We start from the raw sequence: 15,488 nt of genomic DNA, 5'->3' as shown, positions 1-15,488 counted from the left end.
TAGCTGGCTTTTTGGCCTTCATCAATGCGCCATGTACAGGTTCAGCAGGGTGTTGTGCAGAAGCGCGCGTGTGGTGCCGCCGAAGGCAAATTCGCGCAACCGCGAGCGCCCGAAGGCGCCGGCCACCATATAGCTGGCGCCGTGGCGCTCATTGGCATCCAGCAACAGCGGCACAATATCGCCCTTGGGCAGCGGATCGACCTCGGTCGCGATGCCGTGGGCGGCATAGTAGTCGGCCAACCGGCTCAGTTCGGCGGGGCTGTCGCCGATGGGCGCACCGATGATGACGACCTTGCCGGCCTTTTTCAGCAGAGGCGCCGCGCGGCGGGCGGCGCGCGACGACGGTTCCTTGCCGTCCCACGCCACCAGGGCGGTGCCGCCCAGATCCAGCGGCTTGCGGGCGATGAACACCCCGGCCCGCTCCTCCATCAGCACCTGCTGGAAGGCTTCGGACAACAGGCCCTGGCCCTTGGCGCTGGTCTCGCCAAAGACCACCAGGTCGGACAGGCGGGTTTCCAGCGCCAGGTCCTGCCACACCGGGGAATGCAGAACGGTAAAGGTCTTGGCGTCATAGCCAACCGCACCGAAGTGCGCGCGGGCCGTCGCTTCAGCTTCCTCGGCAGCCACCTTCAGGCTGTCGATGGTCGACATCTGGACCGTGCCCATAAAACCTTCGCCCAGCCACGGCGCCAGTTCGGCCGGATCGGGCGGGGCAAACAGCACGTTCAGCCGGGCGCCAAAGGCAGACGCGATCTGCGCCCCCAGTTCCAGCACGGTGGTTTCGGTAGCCGCACCGCTGACCGGTAGGCTGATGCGCGACCAGGCCTGGGATTTTGCAACGGTCATAAGTGCCTCCGTTTTTTGTGCATAGACAGAATCAGACCGCGACGGCGGTCGAGGCCCGCATTATACAGGATCGGCGATAAATTCCCCATGCGACATACCATGCCCGCCGTCCCTGCGAAAAAAACTGCCCGAAAGCACGTCCGCGATTCTGCGCCGCGGGCGTGGCAACGCATGCTGTCCGGCCGGCGGCTGGACCTTCTGGACCCTCACGCCATCGATATCGAGATCGACGACATTGCGCTGGGACTGTCACGGGTGGCGCGGTGGAATGGCCAGACCCTGGGCGAGCACGGTTTTTCCGTCGCCCAGCACAGCCTGATCGTCGAGGATATCTGCGGCCATATCGATGCGAACATCACCGTGCCGCACCGGCTGATGGCGCTGCTGCACGACGCGCCGGAATACGTCATCGGCGATATGATCTCGCCATTCAAGGCCGCGCTGGGGCTGGACTACAAACGCTTCGAAGCGCAGCTGGAACAGGCGATCCATGTCCGTTTCGGCCTGCCGGCCCTGATGCCGGCGGCGGTGAAAAAGCTGATCAAACAGGCCGATCACGCCTGCGCCTATTTCGAAGCAACGCAACTGGCCGGGTTCAACGACGCCGAGGCGCGGCAATATTTCGGCGAACCGCCGGAGGGTTATGTCCTGCGACTGGAGTCCTTGCCGTCACGGGCGGCGTCCGAAGCCTTCGTGGCGCGGTTCGACACTCTGATCCGTCAGATGAAGGCGTAATCCATGGGCCTGGCGATCGAACTGTCGGCAGTGGTGGTGACGGTGCGGGCCAATGAGGCCATGGTCCTGTGTCTCAACCTGCCGGCCGGCGGGTCGGCCACGCGTGCCCTGCCGTCCGGTCCCTTCGCCCCGGAAAGCCACCGCACCTTCGACCTGGCCCTGCGCGCCTTCGTGCGCGACCAGACCGGTTTCGATCTCGGCTATGTCGAACAGCTCTACAGTTTCGGCGACGAAGGCCGGGAAACCATGGCGGTCGCCGGCGCCGACAGGGTGATTTCGATCGGCTACCTGGCCCTGACCCCCGGCGGCGATTTCAAGGGCCGGATCAATGCCGACTGGGTGCCGTTCCATCGCTTCTTCCCGTGGGAAGACTGGCGCAGCGGCGAGAGTAATGCGGCGCTGGACGCCTTGCGGCCGGCGCTGGATGGCTGGGCCGATACCGATCTGCGCCGAAGCCGGGTCGATACCCTGTTTCCCGCCGACTTCGACAACTGGAATGAAGAGCGTGTGCTCGACCGGTACGAATTGCTGTATGAAGCCGGCCTGATCGCCGAAGCCGAACGCGACGGTATGGCGGTGCACAGCGGCGAGCCCATGGCGTCGGATCATCGCCGCATCCTGGCTACCGCTCTGTCGCGACTGCGCGGCAAGGTGAAGTACCGGCCGGTCATCTTCGAACTGATGCCGGAGCGGTTCACCCTGCTGGAACTTCAGAAGTCGCTGGAAGCCCTGACCGGTGTCAAACTGCACAAGCAGAACTTCAGAAGAGCCCTGGAACGCACGGGATTTGTTGAACCTTTGGGCGCCATGCGTGAAGACACCGGCGGCCGGCCGGCGGAACTTCACCGCTATGACCGCGACCGTTTCCGCTTCAGTCCGTCGTCCGGTTTGAGCCTGCCGCGGGCTTAGTCCGTTTCGCCGCGCATCCGGCCCGACAGGTAAAGTTCGACGCGATTACCATCGGCGCGAATGGCAAGGCCGGGCTCCCCACCGCCGGCGCCACGATCGGCGCCACCAACATCGCCGGGACGTCCACCCATGCCGCCGTTGCCGCCATAGGTCGGGCGCGCCAGCATGGTCGGCCGGCTGGGTGGCAATTGATACTGGGCAAAAGAACCCCCGACGCCGGTGTTGTTGCCCCCCTGCCCGCCACCTTCGACCCGTCCCGGTCGGCCGGAGTCGGCATAACCGCTGTTGCCCATGCCTCCTACGCCGAAAGGACCGTTGGGAAAGCCGCCACCACCTCCGCCGCCGGCGGTACCGTCACTGGTGCTGCCCCCGCCACCGCCGCCTCCCCCGCTTTCGACTGCGCCGCCTTCGGCCACGGCAATGGTCATCGGCGAGCGCACGACGATCGCGTCGCCACCCTTCGTGCCGTTCCGTGGCCCCGGACTGGGGCCACCATCGCCGCCGCGGCCACCGCCGCCGTAGACCTTTCCGTTGATGGCCAGTCCCAGGGTCACGCCCTGTGGCCATGTACCGGTGTCGAGGGCCGTGCCGCCATCCGGCGCGCCCATAATGACAACGTCTTTCGGTACGACAAAGACGATCTGCGCGTCAACGGCACCGTCATAGCCCGCCTGATCGGCCAGACTGCGCAGATTGCCTGACTGACGTACCTCAAGGGTTTGGACGGGCTTTTTCTTTTTCGGCAACTGCCCCCGGATAGTGACAACCGAATCCGAAGCCCCCTCATCCGGCGTCTGAGCCTTAACGGGCAAGCCCTGAAATCCCGACAAGATCACGGCGATGCCGCAGATCAATCCATGCACGTACCGCATACGTCTTCCCCCATGTTGATGAACACAGGTTATATCGTATACGAAACTATGGCAAGGTCAGCCGATACCGAAATCAATCAGTGCAGGCGCGCCAGACGCGCCGCCTGGGACATCCAGTTTTCACGGGCGATACGGCGCGAGGTCGGCAAGCGGTTGGCAACCCAGGCGACATGTTCCGGCGACCAGCCGGCGATCTGCCAGAAATGGAAGATCCCCAGCGAATTCAACTGCAGTTGCTGGTCGGCCGTGATGCCTGAAATCACCGTCAGATCGTCGACGGGACCTTGCGGCGCGCCCAGACGCACCGGTTCAAGACCTGAACCGGCCTGTTGTACCGCGGCTTCGACGCTTTCTGGCGTCATGGCCGCCAGGCTGGAGACCCGGCGCACGCTGCCAAAATCGTCGACCTGATGCATGGCCATGCCGTTCTGCGCCAACTGCTGCGACGACGGGTTAAACGGCATGTAGGGCGAACGGTCGGGTTCGGGCGCCTTGACCACACCGGACGTAAAGGCCTCGGCGGCGGCATCGAGATAGGTCACAGGTTGCGGGCGGACCGCGGCCGGTTGCTCGACCACGGGTTCGGGCACGGACCAGTCAACGGCTTCGTAGGAACGGATCGGCCGCGCCTTGCGCTTGCCGGCCATAAGCCAGCCGATCACGGCGAAAACGACGAAAACGCCGGCCAGGAAGAGAACGGATTGCAGGACTAGCGACGGCATATCAGCTCACCTTACGGGCGATGAAGCCTGTCGCCAGACCGAGAAAAGCCGCGCCAAGCAGCAGGAAACGCAGTTCAAATAACAGATGCAGCATTTTGCTTCCCCTATCCGGCTGTCGCGCGGATAACGATACGGCGGTTGGCGGCGCGCCCTTCAGGCGTCGCATTGTCAGCAACAGGCGCCGCGCCACCCAGACCCTGAACCAGGATGCGGTCGGCGGACACGCCGCGCTTGACCAGGCCATCGGCGGCGGTCTGGGCGCGAGCCTGGGAAATCAACTGGTTAGCCTTGGCGTCACCCGTTGCATCGGTATAGCCGGCAACGATCAGTTTGACACCGGTCGGGCATTCGGCCAGGACCTTCGAGACGTCATCGAGCAGCGGCTCGCTGTCGGCCATCAGTTCGTAGGTGCCGAAACGGTATTCAAGCTTACGCTTGGCCATGGTGGCGGAGATGCGGTCATCGCAGGTGCGGGCCACTTCGATGGCGGCGTCGCGGGCGTTGTCGCCAGCGACCGCCGGCAGGTTGGCCTGAGCGGTGACGATGGTGGTCGCCTTCTCGCCCTTGATGACTTCCCCCGGCACCTTGAGGGCCGATGGATTGGCGGCAGCGACCTGAACCGGCGTACCCTCGGTCATCGACACGAAACGGACCTCGGAGACCTTGCCGTCCAGCTTGGCGACAACCGCCTTGGCCTGTTCCAGGTGCGATTTGGGATCGGTGACCGTATCGCCGACGCTCAGAGTCACGGTCTGGCCCGACACCTCGGCGCGGACATCGCTGAAACCGTTGTCGGCCAAAGCCTTGACAACGCTGGCGCGGACGTCGTTTTCGACGCCCGGCAGGGTCTTGTACAGACCGACCACACCCAGTGCGACCAGCCCGGTCAGACCCACGACCCAAACGGCCCCGGCTTTCATGCAAGCACCCCACGCGTTGTTTTGTTAACTAAAGGTTATCGCGTTTGACCGAGGTCGGCAACCAGCCAAAACAACCCGTGAGGGACAAATTTCAATGAGACGGCCGGGTGTGGCGCAATTGCCCACTACCCGGCCAACTTGACTATTGATTTCCCGCCGCAATCGCAGCCTGTGCCGCTGCCAGACGCGCCACTGGGACGCGATAGGGCGAGCACGAGACATAGGCCAGGCCGACCTTATGGCAGAAGGCGATTGAAGCCGGATCGCCGCCATGCTCGCCGCACAGGCCCAGCTTGATATCCGGACGCGTCACCTTGCCCTTGGCGACCGCAATCTCGATCAGGGCGCCGACGCCATCCTGGTCCAGGCTGACGAACGGGTCCTTCTCGAAAATACCCTTTTCGATGTAGGGGTTAAGGAAGCGGCCTGAGTCATCGCGCGAGATGCCGAAGGTGGTTTGGGTCAGATCGTTGGTACCGAAGGAGAAGAACTCGGCCGTTTCGGCCAGCCTATCCGCCATCAGGGCAGCGCGCGGCAGTTCGATCATGGTGCCGACCTTATAGGCCAGGGTCTTGCCGCGGGCGGCAAACACCGCCTTGGCCACCTGGTGAGTCAGGGCCGACAGATTGGCCATTTCTTCCTTGGTGGCGACCAGCGGGTGCATGACTTCCGGCAGCGGATTGCCGCCGCCTTCGACCACGTCGATCGCCGCATTGAACAGGGCGCTCAACTGGCTTTCGTAGATTTCCGGGAAGGTGATGCCCAGCCGGCAACCGCGCCAGCCCAGCATCGGATTGGTTTCGGACAGTTCCTTGGTGCGCTTGTACAGCTTGTCCGCGCCGACGCCCGAGGTTTCGGCGACATGGGCGATGTCTTCCTCGGTATGCGGCAGGAATTCATGCAGCGGCGGATCCAGCAGGCGGATCGTCACCGGCAGGCCGTCCATGATCTGGAACAGTTCGGTGAAGTCCTTGCGCTGCATCGGTTCGATCTTGGCCAGGGCCTTGCGGCGGCCGGCCTCGTCGTCGGCCAGGATCATTTCGCGCACGGCGGTGATCCGGTCTTCGTCGAAGAACATGTGTTCGGTGCGGCACAGGCCGATGCCCTTGGCGCCGAAGCCCAGGGCGGTACGGGCATCGGCCGGGGTTTCAGCATTGGTGCGGATATCCAGGCGCTTATATTCGTCGGCCCAGGCCATGATCTGATGGAAGTCTTCCGAGAATTCCGGCTCGATCATGCGGATCGAGCCCTTCATGATCTCGCCCGTCGAACCGTCCAGGGTGATGATTTCGCCATGGCGGTAGGTCTGGCCGCGCGAGGCGAACTCACCGCGTTCGGCATAGATCTGCATCTCGCCGGCGCCGGAAACGCAGGGACGACCCATGCCGCGCGCCACCACGGCGGCGTGCGAGGTCATGCCGCCGCGCGCCGTAACGATGGCTTTCGCGGCATACATGCCCTTGATGTCTTCGGGGCTGGTCTCGTCGCGGACCAGGATGACGTCCTCGCCGGCGGCGGCGTAACGCACCGCGTCCTCGGCGGTGAAGACGATCTTGCCCGAGGCCGCGCCTGGCGAGGCCGGCAGCCCCTTGGCGATGACGGTCTTGTCGGCCTTGGGGTCCAGCATCGGGTGCAGCAGTTGGTCCAGCGTGCCCGGATCAATGCGCATCAGGGCTTCCTGCGCCGTGATCAGGCCTTCGCGCGCCATGTCGACGGCGATTTTGAGCGCCGCCTTCGAGGTCCGCTTGGCGTTGCGGGTCTGCAGCATGTACAGCTTGCCCTGCTCGACCGTGAACTCGACGTCCTGGACGTCGCGATAGTGGTTTTCCAGCGTGTCGACGGTCGACTTGAACTGGGCGAACACTTCCGGCAGCGATTCTTCCATCGACGGCGAACGCTCGCCCATGTCTTCGCGCGCCTTGCGCGTCAGGGCCTGGGGCGTACGGATGCCGGCGACGACGTCCTCGCCCTGGGCATTGAGCAGGAATTCGCCGTAGAGGTCGCTGTCACCGGTCGACGGGTTGCGGGTAAAGGCGACGCCGGTGGCCGAGGTATTGCCCATATTGCCGAACACCATCGACTGGATGTTGACAGCGGTGCCCCAATCCTCGGGGATGTCGTGCATCTTGCGATAGAACTTGGCGCGGTCGTTCATCCACGACCCGAAGACCGCCTTGATGGCGCCCCACAGCTGGTCCTTCGGATCCTGCGGGAAGTCGCGGCCCAATTCGGATTTCACCATGGCCTTGTAGTCGGCGATGATGCGTTCCCAGTCTTTCGCGGTGATGTCGGTATCGACCGTAATGCCCAAGCGATCCTTATGGTCGTCCAGAATGTCTTCGAAGCTGTGGTGGTTCACACCCAGCACGACATTGGAATACATGGTGATGAAGCGGCGGTAACAGTCCAGCGCGAACCGGCGGTCGCCGGTAAGGGTCGCCAGGCCTTCAACGGTGGCATCGTTGAGGCCCAAGTTCAGGACGGTGTCCATCATACCCGGCATGGAGGCCCGGGCGCCCGAGCGCACGCTGACCAGCAGCGGGTTGCCGACATCGCCGAAGCCCTTGGCCGTGGTCTTTTCGAGGTGGGCGAGACTGGTCTCGACCTCGTCAACCAATCCGGCCGGAAGCTCGGAATTGTTCTGATAATAGTGGACGCAGGCTTCGGTCGTGATGGTGAACCCGGCCGGAACCGGCAGGTTCAGCGACGACATCTCCGCCAGATTGGCGCCCTTGCCGCCCAGCAGCGCCTTCATAGACGCATCGCCGTCGGCCTGACCCGCTTTGAAAGCATAGACCCAGTGCTTAGACATGAAACTTTCCCTCTTCATGTTTATTTTTTTGTTTCAGGCACGCATGGAACGCTTTGTTCCATTTAGTTCTTTTGTCAGGCCGCCACGTCAGGCGATTTTGCTCAAATCCGCGATCGGCGCCGACAGGTCGCATATCCCACGCAGTATGGCCAGGCGGTTGGCTTTGACGCTTTCGTCCTCCGCATTGACCAGTACTCCGTCCAGGAAGCTATCAACATTTTGCCGCAATGCAGCAATGCTTTTCAAGGCCCCGGCGTAATTTTCTTCCGAAATGTGAGAAGCGACCGTTGTCCGGGCTGTGTTCAGAGCCTCCAGAAGGGTCTTTTCCAGCGGGTCGATGCCGTCATAGGCCTGAGGCGAGACGTGCGATACGTCTGTCTTGCTGGCCGCCAGGATGTTGGCGGCGCGCTTGTGGAGGGTCAGCAGATCCTCACCTTCGGGCGTGGCGATGACCTCTTCCACGGCGGCGATGCGGCCGATGGTGTTGACGACATCGTCGCTGCCAAGGGCCGCTTCCAGAACATCGAAACGGCGGCCTTCGTCGCGAAGCTGAACCTTCAGACGGTCGGCGAAGAAATCGAGCACCTCGGGACGGACAGTGTCGACCTCCTGCACGGACACCGGCAGTTCGCCGCGGCTACGATACCAGGCGTCGACCAGGCCGCCCAGATGCAGGGTCACGCCCTGCTCACGGATGATGCGCAGGATGCCCAAGGCCGAACGGCGCAGGGCATAGGGATCTTTCGAGCCCGTCGGCTTTTCACCGATGGCAAAGAATCCAACCAGGGTATCGATCTTGTCAGCCAGGGCCACCGCGGCGCTAACCTTGCCGGCCGGCACCGAGTCCGATGGTCCCTGGGGTTTGTAATGTTCACGGATGGCGTCGGCGACTTCGGGCTTCAGCTTTAAGGCATCGGCGTAATAACCGCCCATAACACCTTGAAGTTCCGGGAATTCCCCAACCATCTTGGAGGCCAGGTCGGCCTTGGCCAGGCGGCCGGCTTCACGCGCCAGGGCGACATCGGCGCCGATATGGCTGGCGACATAGTCGGCCAGTTCGGTGATACGCTCGACCCGCTGCGCCATGGTGCCCAGCTTGACGTGGAAGGTGGTGCCTTTCAGACGCTCCAGCCAGCCGTCGAAATTGCCGGGCTTGTTGTCCTCATTCCAGAAGAAGACGCCGTCGGACAGACGCGCCGACAGCACCTTGGCGTTGCCGCGCTTGATCTCGACACCGCCATCCGTGGCGCGGATATTGGCGACGATGATGAAATGGGAGGCCATCTTGCCCGTCGCCGTATCGCGGACAGCAAAATACTTCTGGTGCGTCCGCATCGAGGTCTTGATGACCTCCGGCGGCAGGGCCAGGAATTTCGGATCCATGTCGCCCAGGATGGGGATAGGGAACTCGTTCAGGCCCGCGACCTCTTCCAGCAGGCCCTGATCCTCGATCAGTTCGCAGCCGGCGTCTTCGCAAATCGCCATGGCTTCTTTCAGGATGAAGGCCTGACGTTCGGCATGATCCAGGATGACGGAATTGTCGGCCAAGGCCTTGTGATAGCTGGCAAAATCGCCGACGTTCAGCGCCTTGCCCGAACCCAGGAAGCGGTGGCCTTCGGTCAGGCTGGACGCCGTCAGGCCTTCCAGCTCGAACGGCACGATCTGGCCGTCGAACAGGAACAGGATGCGCTTCAGCGGCCGCACCCAGCGGAAGCTGCTGACGCCCGAACGCATCGATTTCGGCCACGGGAAGGCCAGGATGACCTCGCGCAGCATGTCCGGCAGGGCGTCGATCGTGCGGCGGCCAGGCTTTTCGATCCGCGCCATCCATACGCCGTTTTCGACGGTAAGCTGGTCCTGGGTCAGGCCGACCTTGCGCAGGAAGCCGGCCATGGCCTGCTCCGGCGCACCTTCGCGCGGTCCCTTGACCTCTTCGCTGACGGCCGCCTGTTCAGCGGGCAAGCCCTCGACGACCAGGGCCAGGCGACGTGGCGCGACATAAGCCTTAATCGAGTCAAAGCTTAAGCCGGATGTGTTCAGCTTGGCGCCGAAGAGGCGTTCGAAGTCACGCGCCGCCCCCAGTTGCATACGGGCGGGGATTTCTTCACTGAAAAGTTCGATAAGCAGTTGCGGCATCAGATCGTCCCCCGCGCAGTCTGGGCGACGCCCGCTTCTTCCTGACGCGCCCATTCCTGGGCGCAGGCCTTACACAGATCACGGATGCGACCGATATAGGACTGGCGCTCCGCCACGGCGATGGCGCCGCGCGCATCCATCAGGTTGAACAGGTGCGACGCCTTCAGCACATGGTCATAGGCCGGCAGGACCAGGGGATAGCCCAGGCTGTTCGGCGTATTGAGGATGCGGGTGACGTTGCGTTCCATGTCCTCGAACTGGCGCTTCAGGGTGGCGACATCCGACGCTTCGAAGTTGAAGGCCGAGAACTGGCGCTCCTGCTCACGGAAGACGTCGCCGTATGTGACGCCGGCCTTGTTGAACTTCAGGTCATAGACATTGTCGACATTCTGCAGATACATGCAGAGGCGTTCCAGCCCGTAGGTCAGTTCGCCCGACACAACATCGACCTCGATGCCGCCGACGCCCTGGAAATAGGTGTACTGGGTGACTTCCATGCCGTCGCACCACACTTCCCAGCCCAGACCCCAGGCCCCGACCGTCGGGTTTTCCCAGTCGTCCTCGACAAAGCGGATGTCGTGCAGGTTGACGTCCAGGCCGATCGCCTTCAGCGAACCGAGATAGAGGTCCTGCAGGTTCTCCGGATTGGGTTTCAGGATGACCTGGTACTGGTAATAGTGCTGCAGCCGATTGGGGTTTTCGGCATAGCGGCCATCGACCGGACGGCGCGACGGCTGGACATAGGCGCAGTTCCACGGCTTGGAACCCAGGGCGCGCAGGACGGTGGCCGGATGCAATGTACCGGCGCCGACCTCGACATCATAGGGTTGCAGGATGACGCACCCCTGTTCGGACCAGTAATGATGCAGGGTCAGGATCAGGTCCTGGAAGGATAAGGGCTCTTTTGCGGAGTCGGCCATGGTGTTGAAATCGCCTGAAAATGTGGCGCGAACATAGAGGGACGCCTCCTGAGCCGCAAGCCAAAAACCCGGTAAATTTGCTGTCCGCAAAAGGAGAATCCGTCTTTCATGGCTCCATGACCGATGCCGACGTCAAACCCAGCCTGAAAACGCGCCTCGACCACGTCGCGACGGCGCTGAAACGGCCCACGACATGGACCTTGCTGGGCCTCGGATTCTCGTGCGCCCTGCCCGTCCTGCTGATGGGCGGCACCTTGAACTTCTGGTTAAGAAGCCACGGTATCTCGTTGACGGTTATCGGTTTTGTCGGCTGGGTCAGTATCATTTACGGGCTGAAATTCCTTTGGGCGCCATGGATGGACAAGGCGCGCATTCCGTTTCTCTATGACTGGCTGGGGCAACGACGCAGCTATATGCTGCTCAGCCAGTTGGGTGTCGCGGCCGGGTTGGTTTTGATGGCGGTTATCGGACCGCAGCACCTGTGGGTCTTCATCGCGGCCATGCTGTTCCTGGCCTTTGCCGCCGCGTCGCAGGAGATCGCCGTCGATGCCTGGCGGGTCGAGCAAACCCAAAACGAGGCCGATCAAGCGTTGAACCCCGCCTTCTGGGCCTATGGCTGGCGCGCCGGCATCCTGATCACCGATTCCCTGATCCTGGTCCTGTCCAAGCGCGTCGGCTGGCCCATCTCCTACGCCGCCATCGCCTGCCTGCTGGTGGTCGGCATCGCCGCCACCTTGTTCGCCCATCGCACCGAAGCCGAACTTCAGGTGAAAACTCAGGTCCGCAATTTTCGCGAACTGGTCGTCGATCCCTTCGTCAGCTTTTTCAAGGAACACAAGGGTACGGCGGGGCTGATTCTGCTGACCCTGGCGCTTTACCGCCTGCCCGACTACCTGACCAATATGGCGGGAACCATGTATGCCGATACCGGCATCGACCCGGACGCCATCGCCGCCATGCGCGCCGGAGTCGGGTTGTGGGCGTCCTTGCTGGGGATCGCCGCCGGTGGCGCCTGCCTGCTGGTGCTGGGCTTGCAGCGCGCCTTTATCCTGGGCGCCGTGATCGGACCGGTGTCCAATATCTGCTTTTCGTGGATGGCGGTGGCCCATGGTAACCTGGGTGTGTTCGCCTTCACCCTGGTCGCTGACAATTTTTCCAACGGTATCGCCGAGACCGCCTGGGTCGCCTTCATGACGCGGATGACTGGCCGCGACCACACCCTCACCCACTACGCCCTGATGTACAGCGTGGCGGCTTTGACCGGCAAAATTCTGAAAGGTTTTACCGGCATGGCGGTCGACGTGCTGACGCCGACTCTGGGGCTGTTCAACGCCTATTCGGCCTTCTTCCTGAGCACCGCGGCGTTCGCGATTCCGACCGTGATTCTATGCCTCGTCCTGCGACAAAAAGGGGCCTTCGCCACGCGCTGATTCCTATGGTATCTTTACGTCGTCCGGGTGTTTTATGACGCAAAACCCGGCGCAGTCCGGCGTAAAAATCTCAAGGATTACAGGGATTAAGTGCCATGAAGATTACCAATACGTTCATCGTCGTCGCCGACGACACCAGGGCGACGCAGGGATCGATTCCACCGGCTAAGGACGGCGGACCATCGCTGGCGCGCCTGCATTACGACCTGCTGGGCGAACATCCTTACGAATACGATCTCGACAGTTTCAACTTCGAAGTCTTCTGCCGCCGCAACGGGGTGCCTGACGAGCAGCGCGACCTGCACCGCGCGGCCTTCTTCTCCAAGGGCCATCCGTGCATGCGGGCGTCGCCCCTCACCAAGCAGTACGGTTTCGGCGCCCATTACAACAGTTCCGGCAAGATCGCGCTCTATCCGATGGATTCGGTGGCTTACCGCAAATTCCTCAACGACCCGGAGGTCAGGGTCGAAATGGCCATGCGCTCGAAACGGCCAGCGGCCTCAACGCAGGGTGCACGCCCGCACCCAGGCGGTCGGCCAAAGTGCCTGCATCCGGCGGCTTAAAATCTCCGCCGCCTCCGAGGTGGCGCACAGGGCGAAACAAGTGGCCCCCGAACCGGACATCCGCGCCAACAAGGTTTGCGGCTGCGCATCCAGGCTGGTCAGGATATCGGCGATAACGGGTTGCAGGCGAATCGCCGCGGGCTCCAGATCGTTGCGGGTGTGGCGCAAAGTGGCAACGACATCTTCGGCCCCATCAAACAGGGCCTTGGCTTCGATCTCATCGAACCGCGCCAGATGATCGAAGCCGTTGTAAACGGCTGCGGTGGAGCATTCGACCATCGGATTGATCAGGACGCCGGGCAGTTGCGGCATCACAACCGGTCTGAGGATTTCGCCATAACCTTCTGCAAAGGCTGATCTATTCCACAGACACATGACGCCATCGGCGCCGATCGTGGCGGCGATGGCTTCCAGGTCTCTATCCGGCATGTCCGGCGCGAACGCACAGCGCAGCAGGTGTAGCGCCGCGCCGGCATCGGCGCTGCCGCCACCCAGGCCCGAAGCTACCGGCAGGTTCTTGGTCAGATGCAGGCCGGTATCGACCGTCACGCTCGTAGCCGCCTCGAAACGGCGGACAGCTTTCACGATCAGATTGTCCTCGCCCGTGCTCAGACCATCGCCGAATGGCCCGTCGATCGTCAGGCCACCCTGCCCGGTCAGCGTGACCTCGTCCCCGATGTCGGCGAACATGACCAGGCTTTGCAGCGGGTGATATCGGCGCGCATCAGGCGCCGCCACGTGCAGGTACAGATTGACCTTGGCCGGCGCCAGGCGTGACCGGATCATCGTTGCGACGAAGCGGCCGTTTCGTTCAGCGCGGTGACCTTGACGGTGTTGCCGGCGGCCGCGACCGCTGCCTGGGCGTCGAGTTTCTTCTGCACCGAAGCCGCCTGCTTGTCGCTGGCGCCCAGGGTCAGCACGCGTTGCCACTCATAGGTCGCTTCGACATCGCGACCCAGGGCCAGGTAGACATCGCCCAGATGCTCGTTGATCTCGGCATCGGATGGCGCCAGTTGGACAGCCTGTTCGATATAGATCAGGGCCTGGTCGTAATTGCCCTGTTTGTAATACCCCCAGCCCAACGAATCGAGCATGGCGCCGGACTTCGGGTTCAGCGCCAGGGCCTGGCGGACCAGTTCAATGCCTTCCGCGACCTTGTCGCCGCGATTGATCCAGCCGTAACCCAGGAAGTTGAGAACCTCCGGCCGCGAGCCATTCAGGGCGCGCGCCTTGTTGATCGCTTCCTCGGCCTTGTCCCACTGATCGGCAGAATCATACAGCATGGCTTGCAGGAACCAGGTCTGCCAGGTGAAGTCGTCGCTGCCGACACGGGCGATGCGCCCGTTCAACAGCTCAAGGGCACCGGTGACGTCGTGGCGTTCGTTCAGAAGCGAGGCCTTTTCCATGACCAGACCGAGATGGTTCGGATCCCGCGCCAAGGCCTGGTCAGCAAGGTTGAGCGCGGCCGCGCTGTCGCCCTTGGAACGCAGATTCCAGATGCGGCGCAGGGTGGCTTCGTTGGCGTAGGCGGAATTGACCGGGACGCTGGCCCAGGCGAGGTCAGCCGCACCTGGGTCACGCAGTTCCAGCTGAATCTGGCCCAGAAGAATGCGGCTGCGTTCCGGTGTTTCATCCAGGTGCAGCGACAGGCGAAGCGTCGCCAGAGCCATTTCGGAATCGCGCTCGCTGAAGGATATGGTCGCGGCCAGGAACAGGGCCTGGGCCATGCTCTGCCTCAGGTCCGGCAGGGGCGGCTTGGCGTAGTTGGCGCCATCGATGCGCTGGATGGCCTGGACGGCCGTGGGGTCGTTCGTTTGAGCGGCGACCTCGGTCCAGACAGCGCGGGCGTCGGCCTTACGGCCGCGGCGCTCCAGGAAACCGGCATAGTCCGGCCCGAACAGGAAGGCCGCCGCGCCAGGCTGATACAGCGAGGTGTAGATGGTTTCGGCGTCCTTGTTGCGGCCGCGCAGTTCATGGATGCGGGCGCGCTCGGCCTGGACCAGCATGATCAGCAGCTTGTCGCGGTCACCGCTGCCCAGGGCGCCATCGCCCGATGTGTCGACGGCGCCTTTCCAGTCACCGTTCATGGCCTGGATGTAGGGCTTCAGCAGCACGGCCGCACGGCCATCGCTGTTGACGGCCAGGGCAGCGTAGATGTTTTTCCGGGCTACCGGCGCCTTGCCAGCCTTGACGGCCGTCACGGCGCCGATCAGCGGCACCATGAAGCGGCTGGTGTCCGAGGTCGCCGTCACGCCTGGCGCCAGGAGGGAGGCCTGGTCGATATTGCCGTTGAGGATACCGACCAGGAAGGCTTTTTCTTGCAACTCGACGTTTTGAGGATCGCTGAGCGCCGCCGCGCCCAGGGCGTCGGCGGCCGTGCCGATATCGCCCTGGTTCATGGCATAGCGCCCGACCAGGAAGTGGGCATAGGGACTTACGTCGCCGCCCAGTTGACGGCGGGCATCGGCGAAGATGGGGCGCGCATCGGCGGTAAAGGCAAAGGAACCCAGGACCAGGGCAGCCGTAAGGACGGCATAGGAGGGCAAACGAACCGAACTCAGTTTCACGTTACAGGCATCCGAAATGAGAAAAATGACCAGCCCTCAGAACTTACCGAAAACTT

13 protein-coding genes are annotated in these 15,488 nt (G+C 62.9%); 4 read left to right on the top strand and 9 right to left on the bottom strand.

The features are described 5' to 3' along the window. Positions 1-21 precede the first annotated feature (21 nt). On the bottom strand, positions 22-846 hold the full coding sequence (locus ABAC460_RS30625; protein WP_023452436.1) for a universal stress protein: 825 nt from the start codon (positions 844-846) through the stop codon (positions 22-24). A gap of 99 nt (positions 847-945) precedes the next feature. On the opposite strand from ABAC460_RS30625, the gene ABAC460_RS30620 reads away from it, so the two are divergent. After that, complete coding sequence (locus ABAC460_RS30620; RefSeq protein ID WP_235075768.1) at positions 946-1,581, top strand: HD family hydrolase; 636 nt, start codon at positions 946-948, stop codon at positions 1,579-1,581. A gap of 3 nt (positions 1,582-1,584) precedes the next feature. Further along, on the top strand, positions 1,585-2,490 hold the full coding sequence (locus tag ABAC460_RS30615) for an NUDIX hydrolase (RefSeq protein WP_023452434.1): 906 nt from the start codon (positions 1,585-1,587) through the stop codon (positions 2,488-2,490). On the opposite strand, the gene ABAC460_RS48155 is transcribed toward ABAC460_RS30615, so the two are convergent. From ABAC460_RS48155 to ABAC460_RS30585, 6 genes are all read right to left on the bottom strand, one after another. Continuing rightward, entirely contained in the window at positions 2,487-3,362 is an 876-nt protein-coding gene (locus tag ABAC460_RS48155; protein WP_023452433.1) for a hypothetical protein, read from the bottom strand. The genes ABAC460_RS30615 and ABAC460_RS48155 overlap by 4 nt on opposite strands. A gap of 77 nt (positions 3,363-3,439) precedes the next feature. After that, entirely contained in the window at positions 3,440-4,084 is a 645-nt protein-coding gene (locus ABAC460_RS30605) for a hypothetical protein (RefSeq protein WP_023452432.1), read from the bottom strand. A 104-nt stretch (positions 4,085-4,188) separates the two neighbouring features. Further along, on the bottom strand, positions 4,189-5,004 hold the full coding sequence (locus tag ABAC460_RS48150) for an OmpA family protein (protein WP_023452430.1): 816 nt from the start codon (positions 5,002-5,004) through the stop codon (positions 4,189-4,191). Positions 5,005-5,146: 142 nt separating this feature from the next. Further along, complete coding sequence (ppdK, locus tag ABAC460_RS30595; protein WP_081716460.1) at positions 5,147-7,816, bottom strand: pyruvate, phosphate dikinase; 2,670 nt, start codon at positions 7,814-7,816, stop codon at positions 5,147-5,149. An 87-nt stretch (positions 7,817-7,903) separates the two neighbouring features. Continuing rightward, positions 7,904-9,952, bottom strand: a complete 2,049-nt coding sequence (gene glyS, locus ABAC460_RS30590; protein ID WP_023452428.1) for a glycine--tRNA ligase subunit beta — start codon at positions 9,950-9,952, stop codon at positions 7,904-7,906. Then, on the bottom strand, positions 9,952-10,872 hold the full coding sequence (locus tag ABAC460_RS30585) for a glycine--tRNA ligase subunit alpha (RefSeq protein ID WP_023452427.1): 921 nt from the start codon (positions 10,870-10,872) through the stop codon (positions 9,952-9,954). The genes glyS and ABAC460_RS30585 overlap by 1 nt, the downstream gene beginning before the upstream one ends. Positions 10,873-10,988: 116 nt before the next feature. Between ABAC460_RS30585 and ABAC460_RS30580 the strand changes: the two genes are divergently transcribed. Together ABAC460_RS30580 and ABAC460_RS48900 are read left to right on the top strand one after the other, a co-directional pair. Next, a complete protein-coding gene (locus ABAC460_RS30580; RefSeq protein WP_023452426.1) occupies positions 10,989-12,302 on the top strand; it encodes an AmpG family muropeptide MFS transporter in 1,314 nt (437 codons plus the stop codon). 95 nt (positions 12,303-12,397) lie between these two features. Continuing rightward, positions 12,398-12,865, top strand: coding sequence for a DUF6157 family protein (locus ABAC460_RS48900; protein WP_081716455.1), 468 nt, complete (start codon positions 12,398-12,400; stop codon positions 12,863-12,865). Here ABAC460_RS48900 and ABAC460_RS30570 read toward each other — a convergent pair. Next, positions 12,803-13,651: a 4-(cytidine 5'-diphospho)-2-C-methyl-D-erythritol kinase gene (locus tag ABAC460_RS30570; protein ID WP_023452424.1), complete on the bottom strand. Its 849-nt coding sequence runs from the start codon at positions 13,649-13,651 to the stop codon at positions 12,803-12,805. The two genes, ABAC460_RS48900 and ABAC460_RS30570, sit on opposite strands and share 63 nt — an antisense overlap. Further along, positions 13,648-15,432: a tetratricopeptide repeat protein gene (locus tag ABAC460_RS30565; protein WP_031236473.1), complete on the bottom strand. Its 1,785-nt coding sequence runs from the start codon at positions 15,430-15,432 to the stop codon at positions 13,648-13,650. The genes ABAC460_RS30570 and ABAC460_RS30565 overlap by 4 nt, the downstream gene beginning before the upstream one ends. Between the last annotated feature and the right edge of the window lie 56 nt (positions 15,433-15,488).

Origin of the sequence: Asticcacaulis sp. AC460 (assembly GCF_000495795.1) — a bacterium.
Classification (GTDB): domain Bacteria; phylum Pseudomonadota; class Alphaproteobacteria; order Caulobacterales; family Caulobacteraceae; genus Asticcacaulis.
This window is presented reverse-complemented; position numbering and strand designations above follow the sequence as displayed.